General features: G+C 66.6%; 17 protein-coding genes. 12 read left to right on the top strand and 5 right to left on the bottom strand.

Features of this window, described 5'->3' with window-relative positions:
* Positions 1–68 precede the first annotated feature (68 nt).
* Together HX774_RS14370 and HX774_RS14365 are read right to left on the bottom strand one after the other, a co-directional pair.
* Positions 69–1,481, bottom strand: coding sequence for a M48 family metalloprotease (locus HX774_RS14370; RefSeq protein ID WP_178827809.1), 1,413 nt, complete (start codon positions 1,479–1,481; stop codon positions 69–71).
* Between the two features lie 54 nt (positions 1,482–1,535).
* Positions 1,536–4,223: a ribonuclease E/G gene (locus tag HX774_RS14365; protein WP_178827807.1), complete on the bottom strand. Its 2,688-nt coding sequence runs from the start codon at positions 4,221–4,223 to the stop codon at positions 1,536–1,538.
* 454 nt (positions 4,224–4,677) lie between these two features.
* Between HX774_RS14365 and HX774_RS14360 the strand changes: the two genes are divergently transcribed.
* The gene (locus HX774_RS14360) at positions 4,678–5,895 is read left to right on the top strand and encodes an N-acetylmuramoyl-L-alanine amidase (protein ID WP_178827805.1); all 1,218 of its coding nucleotides are present in this window, start codon (positions 4,678–4,680) and stop codon (positions 5,893–5,895) included.
* A gap of 146 nt (positions 5,896–6,041) precedes the next feature.
* Here HX774_RS14360 and HX774_RS14355 read toward each other — a convergent pair whose 3' ends face one another.
* Positions 6,042–6,686 (bottom strand): uracil-DNA glycosylase, encoded by a 645-nt coding sequence (locus HX774_RS14355; protein ID WP_178827804.1) that lies wholly within the window; start codon positions 6,684–6,686, stop codon positions 6,042–6,044.
* Positions 6,683–7,264 carry an NYN domain-containing protein gene (locus HX774_RS14350; RefSeq protein ID WP_178827802.1) on the bottom strand — a complete coding sequence of 194 codons (582 nt, stop codon included), beginning with the start codon at positions 7,262–7,264 and terminating at the stop codon, positions 6,683–6,685. The genes HX774_RS14355 and HX774_RS14350 overlap by 4 nt, the downstream gene beginning before the upstream one ends.
* A 30-nt stretch (positions 7,265–7,294) precedes the next feature.
* On the opposite strand from HX774_RS14350, the gene folK reads away from it, so the two are divergent.
* From folK to HX774_RS14295, 11 genes are all read left to right on the top strand, one after another.
* Positions 7,295–7,837 (top strand): 2-amino-4-hydroxy-6-hydroxymethyldihydropteridine diphosphokinase, encoded by a 543-nt coding sequence (gene folK, locus HX774_RS14345; protein WP_255500468.1) that lies wholly within the window; start codon positions 7,295–7,297, stop codon positions 7,835–7,837.
* Positions 7,838–7,930: 93 nt separating this feature from the next.
* Entirely contained in the window at positions 7,931–8,290 is a 360-nt protein-coding gene (rpoZ, locus tag HX774_RS14340; RefSeq protein ID WP_114816275.1) for a DNA-directed RNA polymerase subunit omega, read from the top strand.
* Positions 8,291–8,478: 188 nt separating this feature from the next.
* Entirely contained in the window at positions 8,479–10,632 is a 2,154-nt protein-coding gene (locus HX774_RS14335; protein WP_178827800.1) for a bifunctional (p)ppGpp synthetase/guanosine-3',5'-bis(diphosphate) 3'-pyrophosphohydrolase, read from the top strand.
* 30 nt (positions 10,633–10,662) lie between these two features.
* The gene (locus tag HX774_RS14330; protein ID WP_178827798.1) at positions 10,663–11,442 is read left to right on the top strand and encodes a TIGR00730 family Rossman fold protein; all 780 of its coding nucleotides are present in this window, start codon (positions 10,663–10,665) and stop codon (positions 11,440–11,442) included.
* 47 nt (positions 11,443–11,489) lie between these two features.
* Complete coding sequence (gene pyrE, locus HX774_RS14325; protein ID WP_178827796.1) at positions 11,490–12,074, top strand: orotate phosphoribosyltransferase; 585 nt, start codon at positions 11,490–11,492, stop codon at positions 12,072–12,074.
* A gap of 14 nt (positions 12,075–12,088) precedes the next feature.
* Complete coding sequence (locus HX774_RS14320) at positions 12,089–12,847, top strand: pyridoxine 5'-phosphate synthase (RefSeq protein WP_178827794.1); 759 nt, start codon at positions 12,089–12,091, stop codon at positions 12,845–12,847.
* Positions 12,844–13,245, top strand: coding sequence for a holo-ACP synthase (acpS, locus tag HX774_RS14315; protein WP_114816271.1), 402 nt, complete (start codon positions 12,844–12,846; stop codon positions 13,243–13,245). The genes HX774_RS14320 and acpS overlap by 4 nt, the downstream gene beginning before the upstream one ends.
* A gap of 57 nt (positions 13,246–13,302) precedes the next feature.
* Complete coding sequence (gene lepB, locus HX774_RS14310) at positions 13,303–14,229, top strand: signal peptidase I (RefSeq protein ID WP_114816270.1); 927 nt, start codon at positions 13,303–13,305, stop codon at positions 14,227–14,229.
* The gene (gene rnc / locus HX774_RS14305; RefSeq protein ID WP_178827792.1) at positions 14,229–14,942 is read left to right on the top strand and encodes a ribonuclease III; all 714 of its coding nucleotides are present in this window, start codon (positions 14,229–14,231) and stop codon (positions 14,940–14,942) included. The genes lepB and rnc overlap by 1 nt, the downstream gene beginning before the upstream one ends.
* Positions 14,939–15,892, top strand: coding sequence for a GTPase Era (gene era / locus HX774_RS14300; RefSeq protein WP_114816268.1), 954 nt, complete (start codon positions 14,939–14,941; stop codon positions 15,890–15,892). The genes rnc and era overlap by 4 nt, the downstream gene beginning before the upstream one ends.
* Before the next feature lie 68 nt (positions 15,893–15,960).
* Entirely contained in the window at positions 15,961–17,151 is a 1,191-nt protein-coding gene (locus tag HX774_RS14295; RefSeq protein ID WP_218650441.1) for a serine hydrolase, read from the top strand.
* Here HX774_RS14295 and HX774_RS14290 read toward each other — a convergent pair.
* Positions 17,148–18,152, bottom strand: coding sequence for an MBL fold metallo-hydrolase (locus tag HX774_RS14290; RefSeq protein ID WP_178827788.1), 1,005 nt, complete (start codon positions 18,150–18,152; stop codon positions 17,148–17,150). The two genes, HX774_RS14295 and HX774_RS14290, sit on opposite strands and share 4 nt — an antisense overlap.
* Positions 18,153–18,205: the final 53 nt, after the last annotated feature.

Raw genomic sequence — 18,205 nt, 5'->3', positions numbered from 1 at the left:
AGTCTGGGGGGCGTCTGGGCGAGCGTCGTCGGTCATTTAGGTCTCGGTATCGGGGGCTGAGGGCAGCCTCAGCCGTTGGGCAGGATGACGCCGCGGTTGTTGCGCTCTTCGTTGCGGCGCTCGGCGTCGTCGATGTCTTTTTGCGAGGCGCCCGACGAGAAGACGATGTCGGTGGCACGGCGCCATTCGATGGAGCTTCGGTCCAGCAGGTCACGGGCGCGCATGGCGAACTGGTTGGCCTGTTCGGTGCGGCCCAGGGCGAACCAGTATTCGGCCGAGGCCAGACGCGCCTCGCCCTCCTTGCCCTGGCTGGCGTAGGCCTGTCCCAGCAGGCGCCAGGCCAGGGTGTTGTCCTTCTCCAGCGCGACGGCGCGCTTTAACTGATCGATGGCGAGATCGAGATTGGCGGCGTCGTTGGTCTCGATCAGGGCGTGAGCCAGATTGATCTTCAGCAGGGGGGCGTCGGGCTTCAGCTCAACGGCCTTCTGATGAGCGCCGATGGCCTCGGCCGGACGGCCTTCCTCGAACAGGATCTGACCCTTCAGCTCCCAGAAGTAGGGATTGGCGGGTTGTTCGGTCAGCAGGGCGTCGACGGCGCTCAGAGCCTTGTCCGTCTGGCCGTCGCGATACCAGGCGATGGCGCGGGCGTAGCGGGCGGGCAGGGAGGTGTCGGACGACGGATAGTCGCGCAGCGCCGCGTTCGGCGATTCCATGAAGGAGCGGATCTTGGCGACCACCAGGGCGTGCTGGGCCATCCGCTCGGGGCTGTCTCGGTGATCGTAATGGGCGGCGGCCTCGACCGGACGACGCAGGGCCTCGATACGGGCCGAGGACAGGGGATGGCTGCGGAAATAGGGATAGCGGCGCTGGTCCGAGAAGACTTCCTGCGAGCGGAAGTTCTCGAAAAACTCGACCATGCCCTTGCCGGATTCCCCGGCGCGCTCCAGGGCGCGAGCGCCGGTGATGTCGGCCTCGCCCTCCTGGCTCTGCATATAGCGCAGGGCGCCGAGGGTGCCGAAATACTGGCTGGAGGCCAGAAGCGCCGCGCCCGCGTCCGGCGCGCCCGCGATCGCGGCCAGGGCGCCCAGGGCCATGGTCATGATCATGGGCTGCATGCCGGCGTTCTGGGCCCCGTCACGCAGGGTGTGGCGGTTCTTGATGTGGCCGGCCTCGTGGGCGATCACGCCCAGGAGTTGGTTGGGGGTCTTGGTCTGCAGAATCAGGCCGGTGTTCAGCCCCATGATCCGCCCGCGGGTGGCGAAGGCGTTCAGGTCCTGGTCGTTGACCAGCAGGATCTCGACCTCGGTCGGGTCCAGTCCCATGGCGACGAAGACCGGCTCGGACCACTCATGGATGATGCCTTCGATCTCGGTATCCCGGATCAGGCTCTGGGCCGAGGCTGATCCGGCCGCCGCCAGCACCGCCAAGGCAGCCGTGGCGGAGACAAGGACGCGGGTTGCGACACGGGGAAGTCTGGTCATGACGTACTCCAGAGCGACAGTCTCCCCCGTGTCTTCAAGCCTAATCGTGTCCGATCAACGGCGCCACCAGCCGCGCTTCGGCTTCTCAGGCGGCGCGCCGATCTGGTTGGGGTCTTCGGCGATGATGGCGGCGACATCGACTTCGGGCGTCGGTGCAGGCGTGGGCTCGACGATGGCGACCGGCTCGGGCGTCGGCGCCATGGCCTGCTCGATGGCGGCCTCAACCTTGGCGGCGACCACGGGCTCCACGTCCAACTGGGCGGGGATGGCGACGGCTTCAGCCTCGACGGCGACTTCGACGTCCGTTTCGGCCTCCGCTTCAACCGGGGCTTCGATCACGCCGGCGACATCGGCGCTGACCTTGCGGCGGACGCGACGACGCTTGGGCGCTTCGGCGGTTTCGACAACCGCTTCCGGTGCGTCCGCAGCGACGGCGTCATCCGCAGGGATGATCGTGGCGATGGGCGTGTCCGGCGAGCCGACGGGGGGCAGGCCCTCGTTGACGGCGCGGTCCTCGACCTTGGCCTCGTGGGGCAGGCCGGCGCGGTCACGACCGCGACCCCGACCACGGCGACGGCGCGAGCGGCCGCCTTCGCGATCAGCGCGTTCGCCCTCGGGACGTTCGCCAATGATTTCCTCGACGTCGCGGGCTTCCGAGGCTTCGACCGGCGCGCGTTCGCTGCGGGGCGAGGGGGCAGGGTTGATCGGGTCGAACCAGACGTAGGGATCGTCCAGCGACGGCGTGCGACCGCGCACCCAGGTGAAGGCGTCGCGTTCGCCGTCTTCACGCATCCGGCGACCGCCACGGCGACCGCGACGGCGGCGACGGCCGGCCTCGCTGTCATCGTCTTCTTCGTCAGCGGCGACAACATCGACGGCGGCGGTTTCGTCCGAGCCTTCTTCATGGCGACCGCCACGACGGCGGCGGCGGCGGCCACGACCACGGCCTTCGCCGTCGACGGCTTCGGCGCGCTCGCGCGGCTCGTCGTCGTCGTTGTCTTCGCGGTCCAGATCGGCGTCGTCCTCGTCGTCGCCGTCGATAACCTCGTCGTCCTCGTCTTCGTCCTCATGGTCGAAGGCGCTGTCGTCGAAGCCGTCGTCCAGGTCGGCGGCCGAGATGTGGGTGACGACCGGCACGAAGTCCTCGTTGGTCGAGGTGCGCTCGATGGCGTGCTCGCCCTGGGCCAGGGTATCGTCGATCAGGATGACGACGTTCAGGCCGCGCTGCTCCAGCAGGCGCTGCAGATAGTCGCGCTTGTGGTTCAGGATGTAGAGGGCGACGGCAGTCGAGACGCGCAGGTTGACCGAGCCGGCGCCGTTGCGGCCCGCCTCGATGTCCACGGCGCGCAGCGTCACCAGAGCCGCCGATTCCGCCGAGCGGATACGGCCGGCGCCCTGGCAGTGGGGGCAGACCTCGGTGGCGCCTTCGATCACGCCCAGACGGCGGCGCTGGCGGCTGATTTCCATCAGGCCGAAGCCCGAGATGCGGCCCATCTGGATGCGGGCGCGATCCTTGGCCAGCGCGTCCTTCAGCGCCTTCTCGACGGCGCGGTTGTTCTTGCCTTCATCCATGTCGATGAAGTCGATGACGATCAGGCCGGCGAGGTCGCGCAGACGCAGCTGGCGTGCGGCCTCGACGGCGGCTTCCAGGTTGGTCTTGGTGGCGGTGGCCTCGACATTGCGCTCCTTGGTGGAGCGGCCCGAGTTCACGTCGATGGCGACCAGGGCTTCGGTCTGGTTGATCACCAGATAGCCGCCCGACTTCAGCGGCACGACCGGCTGGTGGATCTGCGTCAGCAGTTCTTCAATGCCGTTAGCGGCGAACAGGGGCTTGGAGCCCTGATACAGATGAATCTTCTTGGCCTGCGACGGCATCAGCACGCGCATGAAGTCGCGGGCTTCCTTGAAGCCTTCCAGACCCTCGACCTGAATGCCGTCGAAGTCCTTGTCGTACATGTCGCGTACGGCGCGACGGACCAGGTTCTCTTCTTCGTAGATGACGGCCGGGGCGTTCGACTTCAGCGTGTTCTCGCGGATCGTCTCCCACAGGCGCAGCAGGTATTCGTAGTCGCGCTTGATCTCGGCCTTGGTGCGCTTGGCGCCGGCCGTGCGGATGATCAGGCCCATGCCCTTGGGCACCTTCAGCGCCGAGGCGGCGGCCTTCAGGCGGCGACGGTCGGAGGTGTTGGTGATCTTGCGCGAAATGCCGCCGCCCTTGCCGGTGTTGGGCATGAGGACGCAGTAGCGGCCCGCCAGCGACAGCCAGGTGGTCAGGGCCGCGCCCTTGGCGCCGCGCTCGTCCTTGACGACCTGCACCAGCAGGATCTGACGGCGTTTGATGACGTCCTGGATCTTGTAGCGACGCATCAGGCGGCGCTTCAGGCGCTCCTCGTCGGCCAGGCCGCCTTCGGACTCGTCGTCGCCTTCACGGCCCAGATCATCGTGATCGTCGTCGTCCGAATGCGCTTCGGCCATGATGGCTTCGCGGTCGGCGACCGGGATCTGATAATAGTCGGGGTGGATTTCGTTGAAGGCCAAGAAGCCGTGACGATTGCCGCCGTACTCGATGAAAGCCGCCTGGAGGCTGGGCTCTACGCGTGTGACCTTGGCGAGGTAGATGTTGCCGCGAAGCTGACGGCGGGCCGTGGATTCGAAATCGAATTCCTCAACCTGGCGTCCGTCCACGATGGCGACGCGGGTTTCTTCCGCGTGCGCCGCATCGATCAGCATTGTTTTTGACATGGATGGTCTCTCTCTGGCGCGCCAGGCCGGGCCCTGCGGATACATCCGCAGACAAGGGGGCGGCTCGCCGAATGGAAATGGGGGCCAGGGCGCGCGTCATCCCCTCGCAAAATGCGAGAGCGGCATCAGAATGCCGGTCGGGAGCGCAGGCGGGTCGGCCCATGAGGTTCTGTCGGTCCTGGATCCGAACGCGCCGTTCAAGGCCGCGCCCCGGACCCTTTCGTCAGATCGTCGGCCAGGCCGGGCGATCCTCGGAATGAGGTGAAAGTCAGCGTTGCGAGGAGGGCGCGCCCGCCCTGCGTCAATGTGCAGAGGGCGCGATCGTTCGCGAACGCATCACACCATAGGCCTAACTTGTGGAAAATAAAAGAACCGCCGCCGTTACATGAGTTAACGAAATCCTTAGCAGGTTTGGCCCTTACTGTGGCTTGAACCAGAAGGGTGAAGTCCGTCCATGTATGGCCGGTGGCGTAACAATCTGGCCCGTTGGGGCGTGCGTGAATGGGCGATGACGGGCCTGGCCTTCGTCGTGATTTGCGCCGTCGTGTTGACGGCTGGCCGCGGCCTGGCCTTTGGGCCGGACGGCCAGATTTCCTCTATTCGCTTTGGCGGCGACGCCCAGCGTACGCGGGTCGTGCTGGACCTGGGCAAGACCACGCGTGGACAGGTGATCGAGGACGGCACGACCGGCCGCGTCGTCGTGGCCCTGTCGGACGTGGCGCCGGGCAGGGGGCTGGGCGGCAATGGCTCGGGTCTGGTGCGCGGCTATGAAGTCAGCTCTGCCGGCACGTCGTCGCGCATCCGTCTGGATCTGGCGCGCGGAGCCGAGATCGAGCGCCGCTTCCTGCTGCCGCCGGGAGATGGGGTTCAACACTATCGCTACGTCATCGACCTGAAGGCCACGGGCGCCGCCGCTGCGGTTGCGACCAGCACGCCGCCGCGTCGCGAGCAGGCGCGCAAGGAAAAGCCTCTGATCGTCATCGACGCCGGGCATGGCGGCCGCGATCCGGGCGCTCAAGGCGTCCACGCTCAGGAAAAGGCCGTCACCCTGGCCGCCGCGCGCGAACTGAAGGCCGCGATCGAGCGCACGGGCCGCTATCGCGTGCGTCTGACGCGCGACAGTGACGTCTATGTCGTCCATGGCCGCCGGGTTCAGATCGCCCGCGACGCCGGGGCCGACCTGTTCATTTCGCTGCACGCCGACGCCGGGACCGATCCGGCCCTGCGCGGCGCCAGCGTCTATACCCTGTCCGAGCAGGGCGCGGGCCGCGCGGTGCGCGAGTTCACGCGCGGCGACGACTGGCAGCGTGAACTGCGTCTGCCGGGGCGTGACCCCTCGGTCGACCGCATCCTTCTGGACATGACCCAGCGCGCCACCCAGAACCGTTCGGCCCAGTTCGCGCGGGTGCTGCTTACACATCTGGAAGGCGACAGCCATCCGCTGCTGCGCCGCAGCCATCGCGACGCCGGTCTGGCCGTCCTGCTGGCGCCAGACGTGCCGGCCATCCTGCTGGAGATGGGCTTCATCACCAATCCAGAGGATGAGCGCGTCCTGACCGACGAGCGCGCCCGTCGCCGCCTGATGCGCTCAGTCGCTGAGGGCATCGACCGCTACTTCCGCGAACCCTCTGCGCCGGTGATGGTGGCCGGAGAGGTCGCCGGCGGCGGTTGAGGTCTGCTTTTCCTCCCCATGACTATGGGGAGGGGGACCACGTAGTGGTGGAGGGGGCGGCGCAAACATCGACCGTGGAGTCGCCCCCTCCGTCTCGTCCGCGTCGCGTCCGATCCACCTCCCCATGGAATGGGGAGGAAAGAAGCTCAGTCTTCCAGCGCCGCCTTGGCCCGGTGGAAGATCTCCTCGAACATCTCAGGCGTCAGGCGGCCCGTGTTCGTGTTCAGGCGCGAGCAGTGATAGCTGTTGATGATGGTATAGGCGCCGACCTTGCCCTCGACGCCATGACCAGCGGGAATGGCCGTGCCGGGATAGCCCAGGGTTCGCAGGATGCTGCGTCGCGAAACGTCGCCCAGGGTGACGATGACCTTCAGCCGGGGCAGGGCGGCCATGCGGTCGATCAGGAAGGGACGGCAGGTGTTTTCCTCTTCGCCCGTCGGCTTGTTCTGCGGCGGGGCGCAACGGACCGCGTTGGTGATTATGCAGTCGGTCAGCGTCAGGTCGTCTTTGCCGTCAGGATCGTAGGTCCCGTGCGCGAAGCCGGTCTTCTTCAGAGTGTCGAACAGCAGCCAGCCCGCGTGGTCGCCGGTGAAGGGGCGGCCTGTGCGGTTGGCCCCCATGCGGCCCGGCGCCAGACCCGCGATCAGCAGGCGGGCGTTGGGATCGCCGAAGGAGGGGGCGGGCCCGTTCCACCAGTCCGGGTTCTGGCGGATGTTCTCCTGCCGATAGGCGACCAGGCGCGGGCACAGGGGGCAGTCGCGTGCGGGTTCAGGGTTCAGGGCGTGGCTCACGCGCGGTCGCTCCGGTCCAGGGTGCGGGCGACGCCCTGGTTCATCGAAGTCTTGGGCTTGCTGAAGTGGGTCATGACATCGGACAGATCGATGAAGGCGTCGGCCTGACGGCGCAGTTCGTCGGCGATCTGGGGCGGCTGGCAGCGGGTGGTCGAGACCACGGTGACGCGCACGCCCTTGGCCTGGATGGCCTCGACCAGTCGGCGGAAGTCGCCGTCGCCCGAGAACAGGAAGATGTGATCGAGCCGCGGGGCCAACTCCATAATGTCGACGGCGATCTCCATATCCATATTGCCCTTGATGCGGCTGTGGCCCTGGGCGTCGGTGAAGCGTTTGGCCGGCTTGGTCGTCACGGTGAAGCCGTTGTAGTCGAGCCAGTCGACCAGCGGACGCACGGGCGAGAACTCTTCGCCCTCGACAATCGCCGTGTAATAATAGGCGCGCACCAGCTGGCCCTTCTGGCCGAACCAGTCGGACAGCTTTCTGAAGTCGAGATCGACGTTGAGCGCGCGAGCCGCCGAATAGAGGTTGGCGCCGTCGATGAACAAGGCGATGCGGTCGCCCGTGTGGCCAGTCATGAATATGAGTCCGTGGAAATGGTCGAGAATATGAGCGTCCCGACCGAAATCCCCGAGGGCGACCTCGATCTGGACGGTGCAGTCATCGTCGCGCTGGGCTGCAATGACAAGGGCGTTTGGGCGTCTTGCGAAGAGTCTCTGGAGGCGGCCCTGGCCCGTTTTCGCGCCGAGGGCATTGACGTGCTGACGCGGTCGTCCTGGTGGTCGTCGCAGGCCTGGCCTGATCCGACCGATCCGCCCTTCCTGAACGGGGTGGTGCTCGTACGCACGGAACATGACCCGCGCGCGCTGATGAGCAAGCTGGCACGGATAGAGGATATCTTTGGCAGAAGGCGCAGCGTTCGCAACGCGCCGCGCACCCTGGACCTGGATCTGATCGCCTATGGCCGGTTGAATGGCGATCTAGAGGGGCTGATTCTGCCGCATCCGCGCGCGGCCGAGCGCCTGTTTGTCATGGGGCCTCTGGCCGAGATCGCGCCGGACTGGCGCCACCCTACGGTCGAGGGCGTGGCCCACGACTTGGCGACGACCTGCACGGTCGGGGTCGACGCCCGCCCTCAACGCCGTCTATAGGGAGGTTTGCGCCGCATTCCGGCCTTCGCGGCGTTGCACAATCACGCCTAACCCTATATTTTGTGCGGTTCTCCCTGCCGCCAGAGGAATTTCATGGCCCGCGTCACTGTCGAAGATTGCATCGAGAAGGTGCCGAACCGCTTTGGTCTGGTTCTGCTGGCCGGCCACCGCGCCCGCAACATCGCCAACGGCGCGCCCCTGACGCTGGATCGCGACAACGACAAGAACCCTGTCGTGGCCTTGCGCGAAATCGCCGAAGACACCGTCGTGCCCGACGAACTGCGCGAGAACATCATCACGACGCTGCAACGCGTTGATGAGCGTACCGAAGCCGAGGACGAAGCAGAAGTCGTCGCCCTGCTGGCCGAGCCCCAGCACATGAACATGGCCGAAGCCGAACTGATCCGCGCGCTGCAAAGCGACCGGGACGGCGGCCAGGAGGAACGCTACTGACGGCTGAGCCAGTCAATGGCGTAACCATCCTTCCGGCGCGGTCCCCCGCGGACCCGTCGCCGGTCGAAGTCGCGAATCAGATAGACCAGTCGGCGTCGCTCCCTACCGGGGCGGCGCCGCTGTCGTCTGAAGTCTCCGAGTCCCCACAGTCCGTGTCCCAAGTGTCTGAAGCCAAACGCGCGCCGATCATGCGCCAGTTCGAACTGATCGAAGCGGTCAAGGCCTATGACCCCACGGCGGACGAGGCCCTGCTCAACAAGGCCTATGTCTATGCGATGAAGATGCATGGCTCGCAGTTGCGGGCCTCGGGCGATCCCTATTTCGCGCATCCGATCCAGGTCGCGGGTATTCTGACCGACTACAAGCTGGATACGGCGACCATCGTCACCGCCCTGCTGCACGATGTGGTCGAGGACACTTCGGCGACGCGCGACGACATCGCCGCCATGTTCGGCGAAGAGGTTGCTGTCCTGGTCGAGGGCGTGACCAAGCTGTCGCGGCTGGAGCTTCAGGCCGAGCACACGCGCCAGGCCGAGAACCTGCGCAAGTTCATCCTGGCGATTTCGAAGGACGTGCGGGTCCTGCTGGTCAAGCTGGCTGACCGCCTGCACAACATGCGCACCCTCCAGTACGTCAAGCCGGAGAAGCGCGAGCGCATCAGCCGCGAGACCCTGGAAGTCTATGCCCCGCTGGGCCGCTCCATCGGCATCCACTCCATCGCCTCCGAGCTTGAGGAACTGGCGTTCGAGCATCTGAACGCCACGGCCCGCGTCGCCATCCAGCGCCGTCTGGAGGCGCTGAAGCTGGAGCATGGCCGCGCCATTGACGGCGTGTCGCGCGAAATCGAACTGGTGCTGAGCGAAGCCGGTGTCCGCGCTCATGTGAAAGGCCGCGAGAAGACGCCCTATTCGATCTGGCGCAAGTTGCAGCGGAAGTCGGTCGGCTTCTCTTCCCTGTCGGACATTTACGGCTTCCGTGTCATCGTCGAGGCCGAAGACGACTGCTACCGCGCCCTGGGCGTCATCCACCGCGCCTGGCCCATGGTGCCGGAGCGGTTCAAGGACTTCATCTCTACGCCCAAGTCGAACAACTATCGCTCGCTGCACACCACGGTGGTCGGGCCGGGCGGCCTGCGCATCGAGATGCAGATTCGCACCGAGATCATGGACCGCGTGGCCGAGGACGGCGTGGCCGCGCACTGGGCCTACAAGAACCACTCCTACGGCTTTGACCGCGAGGCGATGGAGGCGGACGGTGGGCGCGACCCGCTGCTGAACCTGCGCCATCTGGTTCAGGTCATCGAACACGGCGAGGGCGGCGAGGACTGGGTCGAGCACGCCAAGCTCGAAATGTACCTGGATCAGGTCTTCGTCTTCACGCCCAAGGGGGCGTTGATCACCCTGCCGCGCGGCGGCATGGCGCTGGACTTCGCCTACGCCGTCCACACCGAGGTCGGCGATACGGCGGTGGGCGTCAAGATCAACGGCGAACTGAAGCCGATGCGCACGGCGTTGCAGAACGGCGACGTGGTCGAGATCATTCGCGGAACCAAGCGCGAGGTGCCGACCGACTGGCGCAGCCTGACCGTCACGGGCCGCGCCCGCTCGGCTATTCGCCGCCACATCCGTACCTCCGAACGCGACGAGTTCGTGCGTCTGGGCAAGGCGACGCTGGAGCAGACGCTGGAGCGCGCAGGCAAGTCGCTGGCGGACGTCAAGCTGACCGAGACGCTGAAGACCTTCGCCATTGCGACGGAAGAGGATCTGTTCGACGCCATTGGCCGGGGTCGTCTGGCCGCCACCAAGATCGCCGAAACCATCTTCCCTGCGCTGAAGGGCCAGCTGAAGGCGGGGCCGGAGCGCAAGCGGATCGGCAATGACCAGGCGCGCCTGTTCGTGCGCGGCAGCGGCCTGACACCCGGCGTCAGCATCCACTTCGGCGCCTGTTGCAGCCCTGTGCCGGGCGACCGCATCGTCGGCATCCTGGAGCCCGACAAGGGCCTGACGGTCCACACCATCGACTGTCAGACCCTGGCCGACTTCGCTGACGACGACAGTGTCTGGCAGGACCTGCAATGGACGCCGCAGGCGGAACAGGACGCAGTGGCTTCGGCTCGCCTGCGCGCCACCATCCGCAACGCGCCTGGCGTCCTGGGGCAGGTGGCGACCATTATCGGCGAGGCCGGCGGCAATATCCTGAACCTGTCCATGGCTCATCGTCAGCAGGACTTCTTCGACGTCGACATCGACGTCGAGGTCGAGGATGCGCGTCACGCCACCATGATCATCGCGGCGCTGCGCGCCAATCCGTCCGTTGACACCGTGGACCGCGCGCGCGGCTGATCGCCCGTGCGTCTGACTCTGAAGGCCGAAATGTCTCCCGAACAACAAGCACTCGCCAACGCCGCTCAACTGGCGTCGCCCTCCTATCGTCTGGCCGCCCTGGATCGCGACTTCCTGCTGGGCGAATCGATGCGCGGCGTGCGTTTCCTGATGGAGTACGAGAAGGCCGAGGAGGCGCTGAAGGCCTGGGGCGTTCGCTCGACCATCGTGGTGTTCGGCAGCGCTCGCGTCGGCGTCAACGGCGATGGGCGTCACGCCCACTGGTACGAACAGGCGCGCCAGTTCGGCCGCATCGCCTCGGAGCGGGGCGGGGCCTTCCGCGGTTCGCCGGGCGAGGTGCGCGACAACGTCATCGCCACCGGGGGCGGGCCGGGCATTATGCAGGCCGCCAACCAGGGCGCGCATGAAGCCGGAGCGCCGTCCATCGGTTTCAACGTCACCCTGCCGCACGAACAGGTTCCGAACCCTTGGTCGACGCCGGAGCTGACGTTCCAGTTCCACTATTTCGCCATGCGCAAGATGCACCTGGCCATGCGGGCCAATGGTCTGGTGGTCTTCCCCGGCGGCTTCGGCACGCTGGATGAGTTATTCGAGATCCTGACCCTGCGTCAGACCGACAAGGCGCCGCCGATCCCCATCGTCCTGTTCGACGAGGCCTATTGGCGCTCGGTCATCAACTTCGACACCCTGATCGAGCACGGCATGGTCAAGGCCTCGGACATGGAACTGTTCGCCTTCGCGGACGACGCCGAGACGGTGTGGGCCAAGCTGCTGGAAGGCGGGCTGAAGCCGAACTGTGACATCAAGTAGGTCGCTCGGCTTGAGGGGCGCGGATGCAGGGTCTAAGGGAGCCTTCCATGAACACTGAAGACGTCCTCAACGAATTCCGCGACGCCGGCGCCCTGCGCGAAGGCCATTTTGTCCTGTCGTCCGGCCTGCACAGCCCGGTCTTCCTGCAGAAGAACCTGGTCTTCATGGACACGCGCCGCTGCGAGCGCCTGTGCAAGGCTCTGGCCGACAAGATCGTGGCTACCGTCGGCCGGGTCGACGTGGCCATCTCGCCCGCCGTCGGCGGCATCATTCCCGGCTATGAGACGGCGCGCCATCTGAACGTGCGCTCGCTCTACGTCGAGCGCGAGGGCGGCGAGTTCAAGCTGCGACGCGGCTTCACCGTCGAGCCAGGCGAGAAGGTCGTCATGGTCGAGGACATCGTCACGACCGGCCTGTCGTCGCGCGAATGCATCGCCGCCATCCAGAAGGCCGGGGGCGAGGTCGTCGCCGCCGCCTGCATCGTCGACCGCTCAGGCGGTCGCGCCGATGTGGGCGTGCCTCTTATCGCCCTGGCGACGCTGGACGTCCCGGCCTATCCGGCTGACGCCCTGCCGCCTGAACTGGCCGCCTTGCCGGTCGAGGACCCGGGCAGCCGCCGGCTGTCCAAGTAAAGAAAGAGAACGGGATGAAGCGCGAGCGGGTTCGTCTGGGCGTCAACATCGACCACGTCGCCACGGTTCGTAACGCGCGCGGCGGCGCTCATCCCGATCCGGCCCGCGCGGCCGAAGCGGCGCTGGCGGCGGGGGCGGACGGCATCACCGCCCACCTGCGCGAGGATCGCCGCCACATCACCGACGCCGACATCGACGTGCTGACGGCCCTGTGCCGCCGCGCGGACAAGCCGCTGAACTTCGAGATGGCCGTCACCGACGAGATGCTGGCCATCGCTCTGCGCCACCGTCCGCACGCGGCCTGCCTGGTGCCGGAGCGGCGCGAGGAGGTCACGACCGAGGGCGGTCTGGCCGTCGCCGGTCACGAGGCGCGCATCGCCCCTGTGGTGAAGGCGCTGTCCGATGCGGGCATCCGCGTCAGCCTGTTCATCGAGCCGTCGGAAGCCCAGGTCGAGGCCGCCGCCGCTGTGGGCGCCCAGGTGGTCGAGTTCCATACCGGCCGCTATTGCCATCTGACCGATCCGGCCGAGCGCGCCTTCGAGCTGGACCGTCTGGCCGCCGCCGCCGCCCAGGCCGACATCCTGGGGCTGGAAGTCCATGCCGGGCACGGCCTCGACTACGCCACCGCCAGCGTTGTTCTGGCCATCCCCGAGATCAAGGAACTGAACATCGGCCACTTCCTGATAGGGGAGGCTGTTTTCGTGGGGCTGGACGCGGCCATCCGCCGGATGCGGACGGCGATGGATGAGGCGATCAGCGGAGCCGGTCGGTGATCATCGGCGTCGGGGCCGACCTGTCTGACATCCGGCGCATCCAGAAGTCGCTGGATCGGTTCGGCGAACGCTTCAAGGAGCGCTGCTTCACCGAACTGGAACGCACCCGCTCGGACCGCAAGCCGGACCCGGCCTGGAGCTACGCCAAGCGGTTCGCGGCCAAGGAGGCCTGCGCCAAGGCTCTGGGCACGGGAATGCGCGCCGACGTCTACTGGCGCGACATGGGCGTGGTGAATTTGAAGTCGGGTCAGCCGACCCTGGCCCTGACCGGCCACGCCGCCGAGCATCTGGCGCGCCTGGTCCCGGCGGGGCATGAGGCGCGTATTCATCTGACGCTCAGCGACGAACACCCGTATGCTCTCGCTTTCGTGGTGATCGAAGCCTTGCCCGTGGCGTAATCAGCCTTTACGCCTCAGGCTTCCAACCCCGCGTTCGGCGGGGTATTCGAGCAGACCATGAGCGACGACCACAAGGCGAACGGCGGCGCCGGCAATCCTGCCATCGACCCCACCGAGCAGCGACCGATCTGGAGCGACGACGGCGACGCCCCCTTTGACATGGGCGACGATCCCGAGGCCCTCGACAGCGACAAGCCGATCTACGCCACGCCGCGTCCCAAGAAAGCCAAACGTGTGAAAAAAGAGAAGTCCGCGAGCAACGAGACGGTCGAGATCATCAAGACCGTCGTCTTCGCCCTGCTGATCGCCTTCGTGCTGCGGGTGCTGCTGTTCCAGCCCTTCACCATCCCCTCGGCCTCGATGGAGCCCAACCTCTATGAGGGCGACTACATCGTCGTGTCGAAGTGGTCCTATGGCTACTCCAAGCACTCGATCCCGTTCAGCCCGCCGCTGTTCGACGGCCGCATCCTGGGCAAGGACCCGACGCGCGGCGACATCGTCGTGTTCAAGCTGCCGCGCGACAACAAGACGGACTACATCAAGCGCGTGATCGGCCTGCCGGGCGACAAGGTGCAGATGATCGCGAACAAGCTGTATCTCAACGGCGCGCCGGTGAAGGACGTCGTGGTCAGCCGCGCCGAACTGGCCGACATGTTCGGTCCGCGTCCGGTGACGCAGGTTCGCGAGACCTTGCCGAACGGCAAGAGCTTCATGACCCAGGACTATGGTCCCGGCGGCGATCTGGACGACACCCCGGTCTATGAGGTGCCGAACGGCCACTTCTTCATGATGGGCGACAACCGCGACAACTCGATCGACAGCCGCGTCGAGATGTCGGCCGGCGTGGGCATGGTCCCGGCCGAGAACCTGGTCGGCAAGGCCGAGATCATCATGTTCTCCTGGTCGCCGGGCGCGTCGCTGTTCAACCCGGTCAGCTGGTTCGCGAACCTGCGTCCGAGCCGGTTCTTCAAGATTCTCGACTGATGGCCAACGTTCGGGCCGAGGCCGTCGCCGCGCTCAGGCGTCGGCTGGGCCATGATTTCGCCGATCCGACCTTGCTGGAACGCGCCCTGACCCACGCCAGCGTGGGTGAGGGCGGGGGACAGGTTGACGGTCGCACCATCGCCGATAATGAGCGGCTGGAGTTCCTGGGCGACCGGGTGCTGGGCCTGCTGGTCGCTGATCGGCTGACGCGGGACTTCCCGTCGGCGGACGAGGGCCAACTGTCGGCCCGTCTTCACGCCCTGGTGGACAAGGCCGCCTGCGCCCGTGTCGGCGAACGCCTAGGCGTCGGCGCGGCCCTGCGTCTGTCGGCGGGCGAGACCAAGACGGGTGGCCGCAGAAAGGCCGGAGTCATCGCCGATGCTGTCGAGGCTATTTTGGCGGCCGTCTATCGCGACGGCGGCCTGACGGCGGCCAAGGCCATGTTCGACATCGCCTGGGCCGAGGAGTTCGCGTCGCCGCCCGCCGCGGCCGTGACCAATCCCAAGTCCGCTCTGCAGGAGTGGGCCCAAGCCCAAGGGCGTCCTCTGCCGACCTATCGGGTGGTGGAACGCACCGGATCAGATCATGCTCCGACCTTCGTGGTCGAGGCGACGGTGGTCGGTTTCGACCCCGTGAAACAAACAGGACGTTCACGTCAGGAAGCGGAAAAAGCCGCGGCCACGGCGTTGTTGAAACGAGAAGGCGTAATTTGACCGAGACCCTCAACCCGAACCAGCGCGCGGGCTTCGCCGCCATCATTGGCGCGCCCAACGCCGGCAAGTCGACGTTGGTGAACCGGCTGACGGGAACCAAGGTCTCGATCGTCACGCAAAAGGTTCAGACCACGCGCTTTCCCGTGCGCGGCATCGCCATCGAGGGCGACGCCCAGATCGTTCTGGTGGACACGCCCGGCATCTTTACCCCGCGCCGCCGTCTGGACCGCGCCATGGTCGCCTCGGCCTGGGGCGGGGCGCAGGACGCCGACGTGGTGGTTCACCTGATCGACGCCCAGTCCCACATCGACGCCGAGGGCCGCGAAGGCACCGCCGCAGACCGTCGCTCGGCTGAAGACACCGAGACCATCATCGCCAATCTGCAGTCGACGGGGACCAAGGTCATCCTGGCGCTGAACAAGATCGACGGGATGCGCCGTGACACCCTGCTGGCGCTGTCGAGCCGTCTGTTCGAAACCGGCGTTTATGAAGAGGTCTATATGATCTCGGCCCTCAGCGGCGACGGCGTGGATGACCTGAAGAAGCGTCTGGCGCGCTCCATGCCCGCTGGTCCGTGGCTCTACCCGGAAGATCAGTCGGCGGACGTGCCCGTCCGGGTCCTGGCCGCCGAGATCACCCGCGAGAAGGTCTATCTGCGCGTCCACGAGGAACTGCCCTATTCGGCGGCGGTCGAGACGACCTCGTTCGAGGAAAAGGCCGATGGTTCGGCCCGGATCGAGCAGACCATCTATGTCGAGCGCGAGAGCCAACGCCCCATCGTTCTGGGCAAGGGCGGCCAGACCCTGAAATGGATCGGCCAGAAGTCGCGCGAAGAGCTGATCGAACTGCTCGACCGTCCCGTTCACCTGTTCTTGACCGTCAAGGTCGACCCGAAGTGGCAGGATAGCCGCGCCCTTTACGCCCAATTCGGGCTGGAGTTCGACGTCTAGGATCGTAGTTCAGTATCGTGTTTGTAGTTCCCAAGTCTGCTGGCGGTCGGCCCTGGTTCCTCGGAACCTTGGCCGCGGTCGCCCTGGCCTCCGCCGGCGCCGGCGCCTGGATCGTCCACGCCATCGCGCCGGAGACCCAGGCGGCGACGGCCAGCAAGACCAGGCTGCCCGAGCGACCGCCGGTGGAGGTGGTCGAGGCCTTGCCGCAACTGAAGGCGCGGCTGGATTACCTGGGCGAACACAAGCAGTTCATGGGCGCCATCCTGGTGGCCAAGGGCGATCAGGTCCTGTTCCGTCAGGTCTATGGCAAGGCGAACTACGAGAACGATCAGCCGCTGAACCTGGACACCCGGTTCCGTCTGGCCTCGGTGTCCAAGCAGTTCACCGCCGCTGCGATCCTGAAGTTGCAGGATGAGGGCAGGCTGTCGGTCAATGACCCGGTGTGCCAATGGATCGAGGCCTGCCCGGATGCGTGGAAGCCGCTGCGCATCCATCACCTGCTGTCGCACACCTCGGGCATTCCCGACCTGATGGCCCAGTCCGAGTGGGGGCGCATCCGCGTCACCCCGCGCACGCCGAAGGAACTGACCGAGACCTCGGCTCGCTATGGTCTGCAGTTCGAGCCAGGCACCAAGATCCGTTACGACAACGCCGCCTATAATCTGGCCGCCGAGATCGTGGCGAAGGCCAGCGGCAAACCGTTCGAGACCTATCTGAACGACGCCATCCTGAAGCCCCTGGGCCTGAAGGACACGGGATCGGACGCCCATGCCGATGCGCAAGGCCTGGCCATGGGATACGCCAACTTCCCCGGCGGTCTGACGGCCCAGCCGATCGCCAATGTCAGCGTCGTCTTCGGCGCCGGGGCGCTGTATTCGACGCTGGACGACATGCTGACGTGGAACCGCGCCCTGCATAAGGGGCACGTGCTGAGCGACGGCGCCTATGCTCAGATGATAGCCGACCACGCCCCTGCGGACACGCCCAAGGAGCGGGGCCGCCCGCATCGGTCCTATGGCTATGGCGTCTACGTCAACAGCCTGGGTGCGCAGGTCTCGCCGTCGTTCGACGACAAGCAGATCTATCACACGGGCAGCTGGGCCGGGTTCCGCAACCTGGTCCTTTATCAGCCGGACGCCGACGTGACCGTGGTGGTCCTGTCCAACAACTACCACCAGCGCGACCTGGTCTTCATGCTGAGCCAGCAGGCCATGGCGGAGGCTCTGGGCCGACCCTTTCCGACCGGCCTGAACCGCTAGGCGCAGCCCCCGGCGGGCAGGCCTGACCAGTCCATGGGCTCGAAGGCGCGGGGCAGGCGCAACGCGATCTGATCGCCGGCCAGCGCGGTCAACTGCTTCATCGTCTGATCAAAGCGATCAATCGCATAGGGGAAGGGCTTCAGCGGCTCATCCAGCGAACGCGAGAAGTCGTCCCAGTGGATCGGCACGACCAACCGCGCGCCGGTCGCCGCCACCGTGTCGCGCCAGTATGCGGCGACAGCCTCAGGCCCTTGCCGGGACAGGTTGCCCACACCCAGCATGACCACGTCGGCGCGCACGTTGTGGAAGACGTCGCCCGGATGGCCCGCGCTGGGCACGATCAGGATGCGGCACGTCCCATGTGTGATCAGGAAGGAATGAGCGTCGCCCTCGGGGTAGGCGCGGGCAGGGGCGGGGATGCGGAAGTCCGCCGCCGTGGCGCCCGCCGCGACGTCGCCGGGTGCGTGGGGCGTTCGGAAGGGCGTGATCTGAAAGGCGCCGACGGTTGAAGGCTGGCCTGACGCCAAGCGATGGGCGGGCGCCGTGACGCCCTCGGCGGCGGCGATGGCCGCCATCGTGTCGGCGCCATACAGGGCCGCGCCATAGGCCTTGGCCAGACTGGCCGAGTCCAGAGCATGGTCGAAATGGGTGTGGGCGACATAGAGGGCCGAGATGCGTCGAATGTCCGCCTGTTTCAGGTGTCGTACGATGGCGGCCTGATCCGGGCGCAGGCGCTGCGTTAACAGGGCGACGACGCCGGGGCGGCTGAGATAGCCGTCGATCAGGACCACGTCCTGACCGTCGTCGAAGGCCAGGGTCGAGGTCCCGAGGAAGCGGACGGTCAGTTGCCCCGTCGTCGGCGGCCCGGTGCGCGCGGCCAACGTGGGATAGGACTCGGGCGAGGGACGCAGGGTGAAGGCGACGACCAGTCCTGCAAGCGCCAGCCCGACACAGGCAAGCGCGACGCGGCCCAGCCGCCGTTTCGATAATCCCCGCCCCATGCGTCGCCCCTCCATTGGGAGAGCGACGATACGCGTCATGCGGCGAGGGGCAA

Source organism: Brevundimonas sp. P7753 (assembly GCF_013386595.1).
Classification (GTDB): Bacteria; Pseudomonadota; Alphaproteobacteria; order Caulobacterales; family Caulobacteraceae; genus Brevundimonas; species Brevundimonas bullata.
This window is presented reverse-complemented; position numbering and strand designations above follow the sequence as displayed.